This window comes from Priestia sp. TRM10 (assembly GCF_057808375.1).
The window spans coordinates 43,189-56,250 of sequence record NZ_JBJZOT010000011.1; the positions used below are offsets into that span (position 1 = coordinate 43,189).

The following is a 13,062-nucleotide window of genomic DNA, read 5'->3' on the forward strand; positions in this document are numbered from 1 at the left end:
ACCGTATTCAGAACCAAATGCTTAAAGAAGGGAATGAATTGCAGTTAAAATCGCATAATTTGTCGAAACTCTTTTACTTTGCTCCGGCTTACAGGAATCTCAGCATTAAAGTCCTTAAGATGAATCATATAGGTTTGGTTAAACCAAGGGACAATTTCACGGATTTTGGATAAATTTACCGTATAAGAGCGATGACAGCGAAAGAAAAGATTCTGAGGAAGAGTAGAATGGAACTCTGTTATACTCATTGGCATTGTATATTCTTCATCAAACGTATAGACTAATGTTACCTTTTCACTCGCCAGCGCGTAATAAATATCATTCACGTCTGTGACGATTATTTTATCGTTTTTTCGCAAATTTACTCGAGCATCTGTTCCTAAAACTTTAACTGAATCATTTTTTGGGAAAGATAACTTCTCTTCTTTATCTATTTGATCTAGCTCACGCAAAAAAGCAGATTCAAGCTTATGTAACATAGAAGCAATCCGCTTCTCATCATATGGCTTAAGGATATAATCAAAAGCTTCAAGTTCAAATGCCTGGGCCGCATGCTCTTTATATGCCGTTGTAAAAATAATATAGGGTCTTTTTGCAAACTTACTTATATTGCTTGCCAGCAGCATCCCATCAAGAGATGGAATGTTGATATCAAGAAAAATAGCATCTGTGTCATTTTCTTGTAAAAATTTTAGGACATCTAATCCATCTTCAAAGCAATTAGTCACTTGGATGCTGCTATGTGTTTCAATAAGATATTTTAATTCTTCTCTTGCAGGAAATTCGTCCTCAACAATAATCGCTTTCATCTTTTCTCCTTTACAATATCAAAATAAACTTCAGTACCCGGAGATAATCTTTTGATGATTAGCCCTTTGCCATAAATCAATTTGACTCGTTGATGTACATTATATAATCCGATTTTATTTGCAGGAACCTCATCCCGGTACAAATTCTCTATCACCTCACCTGCTATCCCAGCTCCCGTATCCTTTACGCTAATCCGGACTTTATCACCGAGATCATTCACAGAAATTGTAACAGTACCAGGACCATTTTTTAGTATGCCATGAATAATTGCATTTTCGACCAGTGGCTGAATAAGCAGACTTGGAAGTTTTATGTTTACTTCTTCAATATTATATTCCACCTGAAGTTTAGATCCAAAACGAGCCTTTTCAATTTCAACATAATCGCGCACCTGTTTTAGTGCGTCATGAATATTGATAAATTCATCACTTAACTCCAGATTGTATCGCATATAGCTTGATAAAGTAACAATCAATTCACGGGCTTTTTCTGGATTGCGTCGGGTTGTTGATGCAATGGCATTCAGTGCATTGAAGAGAAAGTGCGGGTTAATTTTTGTTTGCAGTGCCTTTAGTTCTGCTTTGTTGGCCGCCTCCTTAATCTGCTCGACACGAGATATCTCCATAAGGGTAGAAATAATTTGTGATAAACCAATTGCCATCGTTTGCAAAGGATAGGTCATTTCGGAGGCTTTTCGAGAATAAATTTTGAGAGATCCCGTGACTTCTCCCCGCTCTTCAAATGGCATGATGAGCAGAGACTGAATTTCAGGAGTTTGTTGATCAGCCACATGATTTCTAATCGTGATTTCACCGCTACGGATTGCTGCTTTCGTTAGATCACTGATGATTTCTTGTCCAATCTTATACCGTTCTTCACCAAAACCAACATAAGCAAGGACAGTTTCTGTATCAGTTATAGCCACTGCATCGGCATGAATTTGATTTTTAATGATTGTGCAAATTTTTGTCAAAGATTCTGTATTGATTGAGCGAAAATAAGGTAATGTTTTATTGGCAATATCCAAGGCTAACTTTGCTTGTTTAGCAGCAATCATTTCCTTTTCATCTTCCACACTCATGACCAATAAAACAATCAAGCCGATACTGACTTCACCTGCAATCATAGGGAAGCCAATTTTTGATACAATATCGAGGCCAAGTTTAAAGGGTTCTGCCATAGCAAGTATCAATAGCATAGTAAGGACTTCGCAGATCATACCTGCGCCAATCCCATAAATCCAACGCTGAGGTTTTTTAACTTTAAGGTTAATAAACCCAGATGCTATCCCGGCAATAATACTTGTAATTAGGCATGGAACAGATGTTACGCCGCCAATATCAATTAAAAAACGATGCACACCTGAAACAATTCCAGTAATGATACCTACCCAGGGCCCGAATAATATGCCCCCAGACATGATAGCGATAATTCTTACATTGACTAAAGACCCTTCTACTTTAATTCCAGAATAGGTGCCAAAAATAGCAAATAAACAAAAGATAAGAGTGATGACAATTTTCTCCGAGAGTGAGTGCTGTTCTTTATGGAGAGATTCTTTAAACCTAGGGACTCTTGTTAAAAAAAACAAGCAAATTAACAAGAGTGCTGCCCGTTCAAAAACTTGGATTAGCATTTCTAATGATGAATTCATCTTAAGTTCCTTTCCAAAGGATTATATATTGCATAGTTTTAGTATAGTACTATACTAAACAAGAAAGCATATGTTTTTGTTTAAAATAAAATAGTAGGGGATGTTACCGGAACAAAAAATATAGGGATTGAGATTGAGTTTCCAATAAGGGAATTGAATGGGCTACTTATATTAGGTATGCTGATGCTTTAATTTGATTTTCTAAAGGGAGAAATATTATGAACTTAATTCCCTATTCATTGTTATATCAAATAAAGAATTGAATTGAAACCTCATTAAGATGCATTATAGTGAATCTTATCATAAGTAAATAAAGTTTCTCCTTATATCCTATAAACATGCATAAAACAGGCTTATCCAAAATGGATAAGCCTGTTTTATCATAATCGGTATTATCTTATGTCTATATGCTTGGCAAGGATTTCAGACGTCAGATAAAATAAAAATATACCTTGCCTTAGTATTTGAAGTTTATACAGCAGATAAGGTTGACTCAGCTTTGTAAGATTTTAAGTAAAAGAACTAAATAGAAATTAAAACATCTTTTCTAAGTTCCAGCTTTTGATATACAAGTGCAAGTAGCATTGAGGGAATGGTACAAATAATCATTCCGATAAAGGCATATCTTGGCTCAATTTCGTATAAAAAGCCGCCAAAAATCGTGAACAATGCAGTACTCCAGCTAAGTGCCAGTGCTGAATACATACCTTGTGCTTTCGTAATCTGCTCATGTGGAATGTTTTTGATTAAGTATCTCATAAATGCATAATGCCCCATAGCAAATGAACATGCATGTAATGTTTGCGCAATACAGAAAACAATCACATTTGGAAAGGAAAATACTAATATCCAACGTATGGAAGAACCAAGTGCTGCTAGTGCGAGCAAGAATCCTACTGAAGATTTATGAAATAGCCGATCTGCAATTGCGAAAAAAACAATTTCTGCAATCACGGCAATGTTAATAATCAAACCAATTAAATATTTAGGTGCATGGATTTCTTGTAAAAAGAGATAACCATAATTGTAATAAGAAGCATGTGCTGCCTGCAGTAAGATGACAATGATGAGTACCAAACTAAAGTGTTTGATACGAAACAATTCTAACATACCCTTTTTTTGTGTTTGGTCCACTTGTGGCTTTTTAGATAAAATAACAGGTGCGCGCATAAAACCAAGACACACGAATATCAATGTGCCAAGTAACAGGGCCCATAAAATTACTTCATCTCCAAGTCTCCCTGTAAAGAAGGTTAAAATTATGCCAGCTGCGACAAACCCAATGGATCCCCACTTGCGGCTTTTCCCGTAATGTCTTAACTGTTTACCTTGCACTAAGATGCCAGCAGCACTATCTAAAGCAGGCATTAACGGTGGATAAAAAAAGTGCAGTACGAGAGTGACTATAAGTAAGCTCACAAAGGAGTTTGCCGGAATATAACATAGAATGGCAACCAGAGTTCCTGCTCCAGCTCCATTTAATAATATTTTACTACTGAATTTCCCTGATAAATAAGGAAAAGCAAATAGTGTGGAAAGTCCTCTTGCAACCAAACCTAAGCTCATAATTAAACTAGCTTGAGCAACTGTAATTCCTTTTGTATGAATCATCCATCCTGTCCAATAGGGGAGGAAAATTCCCCATGTCATATAAAAACTAAAAAACTGTATACTCATCCAACGATGTGTTTTCATTCTGTATCCCTCCCTGATATTTGCATGATATCATGGAGATACATACGAATCATATGAGATATCTCATATTTTGAGGTGGATTATGGAAATCTATAAGGGTGAGAAAAAGGAACTGTATTTAAAGAAGAACTATATCGCAGATTTATTTTCTTTTCCAGTTGAAGAGTTTATAGAAATACAAGAATATCAACGTGATGAATGGATTATTCAAGAAGGCATGAGACCAGACTTTTTATTCTATGTTATTGAAGGAAAAGCAAAAATATATGTAACACATCAAAATGGGAAAGTTTCTTTAATTAATTTTATTAACACAAACGATTACATTGGAGAAATGGAACTATTACATGAAGTTTACTATACAAAAGGAATTCAAGCTTCTACGAAGACCGTTTGTTTTGCTCTGCCTGTTCAGCGCTATCGTACATGTTTGCTAGAAGATACGAAATTTCTATGTGAGTTAACCAAATTTTTAAGTGTAAAGGCAACCCTTATGGCTGCAAAGTATTCACAAAGCCTCGCCTTTCCTCTAGAAAACCGGCTTGCAGATTTTATTTTGCAAACTGCTGATGAAGGAGTTTATAAGGAGAAACACGTAACAATTTGCGATTATTTAGGTGTATCATATCGACACTTGCTGCATGTGCTTACACAATTTTGCGATAAGGGATACTTACAAAAAGAGGGGCGGTATTATCACATTAAGCAGTACTATTCCCTATATGAACTTGCTGAGAAGTTGAAGAATAAGTAAAAAGCAGTGAAGAGAAAAGTCCCTTTTATTCTAAAACTATGAGATATTTCTGGTTGAATATATTTGTATAAAGAGAGAAAGAAGGGGAGGGGCTCGAATAAGAAGGATGTATTATATTTATTAAGGTATAGGTGCTCCTTGTTACAATGCTAACGTTATTAATTATTAATAGTTGTGGAAGCGACAAGAATGAAGCGCTCTATAAGGATAAGGTTACAAGCGGTAACATGGTGAAAAGAATTTGTTAAAGGAAGTAGAGAGGTTTTGAGCTTTAATATTTTAAGTTCCCATTACTGTGGAATCCTAAAAATATTTCGATTTGTAAAATAATAGAAGGTTGTGGAACTATGTCTTTTGTATTGAAATTTTCTATTATAAGCTTTTTTAAATATAATAAATAACTAAAAATAAGGAGTAATAAAAAAAATCACTATTCTATCTAACTAGACAGGATAGTGATTTTCTGAAAAAAATGTTAAAATTGTTTATGGTAAGGTGATGTATCTCAGTCTAACAGGTTTTTTAACGGTATTTATAAATGTTGGAGGAATTTATAAATATCAAAAGAACCGTTAGACTAGGATTTCACTAGTTAAGTTCTAAATTAATTTCGAATGAGATAATCAAATGCACCCAAGGCTGCTGTTGAACCTGATCCCATGGAAATAATGATTTGGTTATAGGCGCTATCTGTACAATCTCCTGCTGCAAACACTCCAGGCATTGTAGTAGCTCCACGCTTATCAACAACGATTTCACCGATGCGATTACGCTCAATTGTACCTTCTAACCATTCAGTATTTGGTACAAGTCCAATTTGGACAAACACACCTTGTAATTCAACATGATGTTCTTCATTTGTCTCACGATCAGTGTACGTAATACCAGTTACATTGTCAGTACCCGTAATTTCTTGAGTAACAGCGTTCGTTACAACTGTTACGTTTGGCAGGCTGTTAAGACGCTCTTGAAGGACTTGGTCTGCTTTTAACTCTGACGCAAATTCAAGAACTGTAACATGTTTCACAATTCCTGCAAGATCAATTGCTGCTTCAACACCCGAGTTACCGCCACCGATAACCGCTACGTCTTTTCCTGCAAACAACGGACCATCACAATGAGGGCAGTACGCAACTCCTTTGTTTTTAAGTTCTTGTTCGCCAGGAACATTAACATTTCGCCAACGAGCACCTGTTGAAATAATGACAGATTTACTCTTAAGAACAGCACCGTTTTCAAGTTCAATTTCAAAAAGATCTTTCTTTTCTAAACGTTTAGCACGCTGTAGGTCTATCACGTCAATATTATACTCTTTTACATGTTCTTCAAGAGCCTGTGCAAGTTTAGGTCCTTCAGTAGCTTTTACACTGATAAAGTTCTCAATACTTAGTGTGTCAAGGATCTGTCCACCAAAGCGTTCAGCAACGATTCCTGTACGGATCCCTTTACGTGCTGCATAGATGGCTGCACTTGCTCCAGCTGGTCCGCCCCCAACAACGAGGACATCGTATGGATCTTTATCTGCTAAATCCTCTGCACTTAAACCTTCACCTAATTTAGCAATAATTTCTTGAAGTGAAATACGACCACCATTCCAGAATTTCTCATTAAGGAAGACAGCTGGTACGGCCATAACATTTTTACTTTCCACTTCTTCTTTAAATGCAGCTCCATCAATCATTGTGTGCGTAATGTTAGGGTTAAGCACACTCATAATGTTTAGTGCTTGCACAACGTCAGGGCAGTTGTGGCAAGTTAGGCTGACATAAGACTCAAAGTGATATTCACCATCAATCTTTTTAATTTGATCAATTACACTTTGGTCAATTTTTGGAGCTCGTCCACTAACTTGTAATAGAGCCAATACTAAAGAAGTGAATTCGTGTCCTAAAGGTACACCAGCAAAAGTGATGCCAGTCTCTTCGCCAACACGGTTGATACTAAAGCTTGGTGTTCTATTTAATTCTACTTTTTCGACAGTGATTTTAGATGACATGGAAGCTAGCTCCTCAACAAGAGCTAGCATTTCCTTTGATACGTCATCTGAACCTACACTGACCTTAAGCAGAATATTCTCTTCTAATAGTTGAAGATACTGATTTAATTGTGATTTAATTTCTGCATCAAGTGCCATTTATAATCGCTCTCCTTAAATTTTACCTACAAGGTCAAGGCTTGGCTTAAGTGTTTCTCCGCCTTCTTGCCATTTAGCAGGACAAACTTCACCTGGGTTGTTGCGAACATATTGTGCAGCTTTAATTTTATTGATAAGTGTGCTTGCATCACGACCAATGCCATCCGCGTTGATTTCAACAGCTTGGATAACACCATCAGGATCAAGGATGAAAGTACCACGGTCAGCTTGACCTAGTTCTTCGATAAATACATCAAATTGGCGAGAAAGGATATGTGCAGGATCACCAATCATAGTATAAGTAATTTTACCAATTGCTTCTGATGAATCGTGCCATGCTTTATGTGTAAAATGAGAATCTCTTGAAACAGAGAATACTTCAACTCCTAAATCTTTAAGTGCAGGATATTGCTCTTGAAGATCTTCAAGCTCAGTTGGGCAAACGAAAGTGAAATCTGCTGGGTAAAAACAAACGACACTCCACTGACCTTTTAGATTTTCTTCTGTAACTTCGATAAACTCACCGTTTTTATAAGCTTGTGCTGTAAATGGTTGTACTTCTTTTCCAATTAGAGACATAATTAAAATTCCTCCTAGATTTACTATTTAATTATTATAGAGAGTTTGTTCAGTGAATTTGTAAACCTCATATAATAATTATTAATTTATACTAATTATTATATAGAATTGAATACTATTGTCAATTAAAATGCGTTTATTATTTTAAATAAATATTTTATAGGATTTAGAAATTGATATATTCTTATTTTACTAGTCATTTCTTATAACGTAAAATAAATAGAGAAGATATGGGGAGAAACGGGAGTTATATACTTTATAAATGTAGGGATTTATAAAGCAATGATTAAATAAGTATGGTGAGAGTTATATCATAAGTAATGTAGGTTTTAATTGAATGATTTCTATCTCCTTATTTCAGGGAGATTCAATAAATGAGAATTATCTTTGTTATTGACAAAACATTTAACTAACATTAGAATAAAAAACTATTCGACAGTAATTATACCTATCCAAAAATTTAATAAATAGAAAGCTATGATTGCTATGGGTCACACTATAGCAGGAGCAGCTTCTGGAGAGACCGCAGAAAGTTTGCGGCGCCGAAGGGTTCACAATCTCAGGCAAAAGGACAGAAGAGTATCGGATATTTATTTGTGATGCTGATAATAATTAGCGTAACGAATATTATTTGTTATTCTTATGATCAAGAGATTGGAGGCCATCCAATCTCTTTTTTTATTGGGTTAATTTATTGTTCACAGTTTCACATGAAAATTTCATCCATTTTAAGGAGGAGTTAGGTTTGGCACAGCAAGGATTGAAGAGAGATTTATCAAATCGTCATGTTCAACTCATCGCAATTGGAGGTACCATTGGTACTGGGCTATTCTTAGGATCTGGTAAAGCGATACAATTGGCAGGACCCTCTATCATCTTTGCCTATTTAATTATAGGTATTGCCCTCTTTTTTGTTATGAGGGCGCTAGGGGAACTGCTGTTATCTAAAGCAGGTTATCAATCTTTAACAGATATTGCAGAAGAATATCTTGGACCTGCGGCATCGTTTGTGACTGGATGGACATATTGGTTTTGTTGGATTATGACAGCAATGGCTGATGTGATTGCTGTTGGTGTATACGTGCAATATTGGTTTAATATCCCGCAATGGATACCTGCACTCATCTGTGTAATCATTTTGTTAGGACTCAATCTATTAACTGTGAAGCTTTTTGGAGAATTGGAGTTTTGGTTTGCTTTAATTAAAGTAATTACTATTCTTGTATTAATTAGCGTTGGGATTATTTTGCTCGTGATGGGATTCAAGACAGATACAGGACCAGTTACGATTAAAAACCTTTGGGAACATGGAGGGATTTTTCCAAATGGAATTTCAGGTTTCCTGCTTTCATTTCAAATGGTTATATTCGCATATGTTGGTGTGGAATTAGTAGGTGTATCGGCAGCAGAAACATCTAATCCACAAAAAAATATTCCATCAGCTATTAATAAAATTCCTCTAAGAATTTTATTCTTCTATGTTGGTGCACTTATTGTTCTATTATGTATTAATCCATGGATGGAACTAAATGCAACAGAAAGTCCTTTTGTTAAGACGTTTAGTTTGATTGGTATTCCGGTTGCCGCAGGAATCATTAATTTTGTTGTATTAACTTCAGCCGCTTCTGCTTGTAATAGTGGAATGTTTTCAACGAGCCGGACGCTATATAGTTTAAGCACTAATGGCCAGGGTCCATCAAATCTTAAAAAATTGAATAAAAACCATGTACCAGGTAACGCGTTGTTAATATCTACACTTGTCATCTCAGTGGGAGCTCTTTTAAGCAAACTTATACCGGAACAAGCTTTTGGAATCGTGACAACCATTAGTGCCATTTGTTTTATTTGGGTTTGGAGTATTATTCTTATTTGTCATTTAAGATATAAGAAAACACGTCCACACCTACATTCAAAGTCAAAATTCAAAGCGCCATTAACCCCATTTATAAATTATGTTGTTCTAACGTTGTTTGCTATGATTCTTATTATTATGCTGTTCTCTGAGGAAACACGTCCAGCCTTATTATTGACGCCGATATGGTTTATTCTATTATTTATTTTATATGGGACTAGAGGGAAAAAGAAAACAAATGGACAGTAACATAAAACGTAGGTGAAATGATTTTTTCAGATGAGAATTTAGGTTGTTTTAGTTTAATATCTAAATCTTTTACACCTTTAAACGAAAAAGAAGATTAAAACATTTGAGTATAGAAATTGAAACAAAAGTGAGAAGACCATAAATTATGGCCTTCTCGCTTCTGTTTTTCATATACCTTAGTTTTCTTTATTTAGAAAGTTTACAAGGGCCTTATTAAACTCCTCGGCATGTGTTGCATTCAACCCATGTGGTCCACCTTTAATAAGAGCTAGTTCACTGTTTTCAATTAATTCATGAGAAAGTTTTCCGCTTACTTTAAATGGAACGATGGAATCTGCATCACCGTGAATAATCAACGTTGGAATGTTCATTTTCTTTAAATCATTTCGGAAGTCTGTTTTTCCAAAAGCGGAGATGCAATCTAATGTGCCTTTTGGTGAAGCAAAAGCGGCAATATCTTTGTTATATAGACGGAATGATTCACTTACAAGGTCTTTTTGATCTTCTGTAGAGAAGAAATTCTTTGTAAAGTCTTCAAGGAATGCAAGGCGATCTTGTTTCACTCCATTTTCAAATTCCTTAATCGTTGCATCATCAAGCCCACCTTCAGGATGCTCATCAGTTTTATAAAGGTAAGGAGGAACAGCTCCTGCTAAAACAGCCTTTTCAATTCTCTCTGTTCCGTATATTCCAATATAGCGAGCTACTTCACCACCACCCATTGAGAATCCAACAAGCGTAACATCATGAAGATCAAGGTGCTCAAGAAGTTTATTAAGATCAGAGGCTAGCGTATCATATTCATATCCTTTATATGGTTGAGAGGACTTTCCGAAACCTCTACGGTCATATGTAATAACACGATAACCAGCTTCAGTTAAAGCAGGAACTTGAAATTCCCACGAACGTCCACTTAAAGGCCAACCGTGAATAAGAACTACAGGTTTTCCACTCCCATAATCTTCATAATACAGTTCAATTGGACTTCCATTCTCTTCTCCTACCGTAACTTTTGCCATTTTCAATTCCTCCTCGTAAATATATGAGATTTATGGTTTTGTACATGAACTATAGTGGATAAAATGAGCTTTCTTCTTTATATACTTCTCGCTCACGGAAAATTTTAAACGTTGTTAGATTCTTGAAAAATTTATTCTATAATAAAAAAGGCAACAGAAACATCATGTTCCTGTTGCCTTTTTGTTTTACATATTAAGATGGATTTGTAGACCATAAACCAGCTGTTTTCATAACAACTCTTGGATGAAGTTTCAATCCTACAACTAGAATATCAGCTAAATCTTCTGGCTTGATCATTGTCTCAGGATCATTATTAATAAGACCAATCTCCTTCGCCATATCTGTTGCAACAGTACTTGGTGTAAGAGCTGTAACACGAATATTATGCTTTCTTACTTCAAGCATAAGAGATTCTGTTAAACCTAGAACTCCAAATTTAGAAGCACTATAAGCACTTGTAGCAGGGGCACCTTTTTGACCAGCTGTTGAAGCAATATTTACAATGTCTCCTGATTTTCGTTCGATCATTTCAGGGAGCACTGCGCGCGTTACATTGTAAACACCCATTAAATTGACGCGGATAATATTTTCCCATTCTTGTGGGTCAAGGTCAAGGAATCCACCGAATTTTGAGATTCCTGCGTTGTTTACAAGGATATCAATTGTGCCTAGGTCTGATTTAATGTGCTCAACGGCATGTTCTACAGCTTCAAGCTCAACAACGTCTGCTGTTGCTGCTGAAACTTTAATATCATACTCTGCAAGTTCAGCACTCACTTTTTCAAGGTTTTCGATTGAGCGTCCGATTAAACCTATGTTTACGCCTTCTTTAGCTAAAGCAATAGCAGTAGAGCGTCCAATGCCTCTACCTCCGCCTGTGATAATGGCTGTTTTTCCTTTTAATGAAATCATGGTATCATTCCTTCTTATTCATTTGAGACATCGATTATAAAAGACTGGTGTGCTTTTTACAACTTTTGCGCCTTGCTCCTGTGCCGTTTTATAGGATGTGCTAAAGAAATAGGGATTAAACATCTCTCTAAACTTGTATGTTCTTTTTATTTATTGTTGCTCCTCTATATGGTAGATTGAAGAAAAAAATAAAGGGAGGGAAATTGATGCTGTTTCTAACCCATGAATTAGCACAAGAGATTGTAGGGAGAACAATGAAAATTTTAAATCGAAATATTAATGTGATGAACAGTGAGGGAATTATTATTGGTTCTGGTGATCAAACCCGAATTAATCAGCTTCATGCTGGAGCTTTACTTGTTCTAAAAAATGAAGAAAGCATTGAGTTAGATCAAGTGAAAGCATCAGAAATGAAAGGATCAAAACCAGGCATTAACCTCCCAATCTATTTTAATAATCAGCCTGTTGGAGTGATTGGAATTACAGGGGAACCCCATGAAATTCAAAACTATGCTCAGCTTGTTAAAATGGCAGCTGAACTTGTATTGGAGCAGTCTGTTTTATTAGACCGAGTGCAGTGGAAGGAAAGGTTGCAAAGTGAAATTGTGAACCAACTTATTTCAGGACTACAAATGAATGAAAACGGGATAAGAGAGCGATTAGAATTTCTCGGTGTAAACCTTAGTAAATCAAGAGTAGCAGTGGTGCTTAAACAATCAACTAGAATAGACTTTTCTAATCATAAAATCATTCGCGCACTTCGCTATGAATTATCCCAAGAAGACCTAATTGGAGTTACGATTAATGATAACATTATTATACTGAAGAATGTCATCAACGAGACAGATTTTAGAAGCTGGCTCTCTCTATTTAAGAAGTGGATCAATAAATACGACAACACGCTTGTAATAGGGGCAGGATTTGTTGTGGATGATTTGTTGGATGTGAAATCTTCTTTTCAGTATGCAAAAAAGGCAATTGAAATTGGTCAGAAGCTTCATCCGGAAAAGTGCTTTTATCACTATGAAGAGTATCAGCTTGAAATTTCATTGTCACAGCTTACAAGTAGTAAGGAGATGTTCCATTTTTATCATAGACTGATTGAACATGATAAAAATGGAGAGTTGATTAAAACACTAGAGATATACATAGAAGAGAGTGGGGAATTAAACAAGGTGGCTGAGCGCCTATTTATTCACCGCAATACATTAAGATACCGCCTTGAACGGATTTTAACCATAACAGGAAAAGATCCAAAAAACATGAAAGATGTTATGGAACTGTATATAGCAAAACTTTTAAATGATCTTACATAACTGTGCAAATGCACAATAATGAAGACGATATTTTGTTCATATTTCATCACTCTTCACAATGATACTCATTAAGTAAACGCTTACAAT

General features: G+C 35.7%; 10 protein-coding genes and 1 riboswitch. Of the genes, 3 read left to right on the plus strand and 7 right to left on the minus strand.

The window, feature by feature from the left end; all coding sequences use genetic code 11:
* Nucleotides 1-44: 44 nt before the first annotated feature.
* The 3 genes from ACK3CR_RS08650 to ACK3CR_RS08660 all read right to left on the minus strand — a co-directional run bounded on the left by ACK3CR_RS08650 (nucleotide 45) and on the right by ACK3CR_RS08660 (nucleotide 4,159).
* On the minus strand, nucleotides 45-809 hold the full coding sequence (locus tag ACK3CR_RS08650) for a LytR/AlgR family response regulator transcription factor (RefSeq protein WP_430239978.1): 765 nt from the start codon (nucleotides 807-809) through the stop codon (nucleotides 45-47).
* Nucleotides 806-2,464, minus strand: a complete 1,659-nt coding sequence (locus ACK3CR_RS08655; RefSeq protein WP_488975239.1) for a LytS/YhcK type 5TM receptor domain-containing protein — start codon at nucleotides 2,462-2,464, stop codon at nucleotides 806-808. Before ACK3CR_RS08655 ends, ACK3CR_RS08650 begins: the two co-directional genes overlap by 4 nt.
* A 522-nt stretch (nucleotides 2,465-2,986) precedes the next feature.
* A complete protein-coding gene (locus tag ACK3CR_RS08660) occupies nucleotides 2,987-4,159 on the minus strand; it encodes an MFS transporter (RefSeq protein ID WP_488975240.1) in 1,173 nt (390 codons plus the stop codon).
* Nucleotides 4,160-4,241: 82 nt separating this feature from the next.
* Here ACK3CR_RS08660 and yeiL point away from each other — a divergent pair, with 82 nt between their 5' ends.
* Nucleotides 4,242-4,913: a transcriptional regulator YeiL gene (gene yeiL / locus ACK3CR_RS08665; protein WP_243516160.1), complete on the plus strand. Its 672-nt coding sequence runs from the start codon at nucleotides 4,242-4,244 to the stop codon at nucleotides 4,911-4,913.
* Nucleotides 4,914-5,517: 604 nt separating this feature from the next.
* Here yeiL and ahpF read toward each other — a convergent pair.
* Complete coding sequence (ahpF, locus tag ACK3CR_RS08670) at nucleotides 5,518-7,047, minus strand: alkyl hydroperoxide reductase subunit F (RefSeq protein WP_488975241.1); 1,530 nt, start codon at nucleotides 7,045-7,047, stop codon at nucleotides 5,518-5,520.
* A gap of 15 nt (nucleotides 7,048-7,062) precedes the next feature.
* Nucleotides 7,063-7,626: an alkyl hydroperoxide reductase subunit C gene (gene ahpC / locus ACK3CR_RS08675; RefSeq protein ID WP_243516169.1), complete on the minus strand. Its 564-nt coding sequence runs from the start codon at nucleotides 7,624-7,626 to the stop codon at nucleotides 7,063-7,065.
* A 504-nt stretch (nucleotides 7,627-8,130) separates the two neighbouring features.
* A riboswitch (glycine riboswitch) is annotated at nucleotides 8,131-8,211 on the plus strand.
* A gap of 160 nt (nucleotides 8,212-8,371) precedes the next feature.
* Between ahpC and ACK3CR_RS08680 the strand changes: the two genes are divergently transcribed.
* Nucleotides 8,372-9,727, plus strand: coding sequence for an amino acid permease (locus ACK3CR_RS08680; protein WP_328123895.1), 1,356 nt, complete (start codon nucleotides 8,372-8,374; stop codon nucleotides 9,725-9,727).
* Nucleotides 9,728-9,903: 176 nt separating this feature from the next.
* On the opposite strand, the gene ACK3CR_RS08685 is transcribed toward ACK3CR_RS08680, so the two are convergent.
* Nucleotides 9,904-10,746: an alpha/beta fold hydrolase gene (locus ACK3CR_RS08685; protein WP_488975242.1), complete on the minus strand. Its 843-nt coding sequence runs from the start codon at nucleotides 10,744-10,746 to the stop codon at nucleotides 9,904-9,906.
* Nucleotides 10,747-10,939: 193 nt separating this feature from the next.
* Entirely contained in the window at nucleotides 10,940-11,659 is a 720-nt protein-coding gene (locus ACK3CR_RS08690; protein WP_488975243.1) for a 3-ketoacyl-ACP reductase, read from the minus strand.
* Between the two features lie 206 nt (nucleotides 11,660-11,865).
* Between ACK3CR_RS08690 and ACK3CR_RS08695 the strand changes: the two genes are divergently transcribed.
* Nucleotides 11,866-12,975, plus strand: a complete 1,110-nt coding sequence (locus ACK3CR_RS08695) for a CdaR family transcriptional regulator (RefSeq protein ID WP_488975244.1) — start codon at nucleotides 11,866-11,868, stop codon at nucleotides 12,973-12,975.
* Nucleotides 12,976-13,062 lie beyond the last annotated feature (87 nt).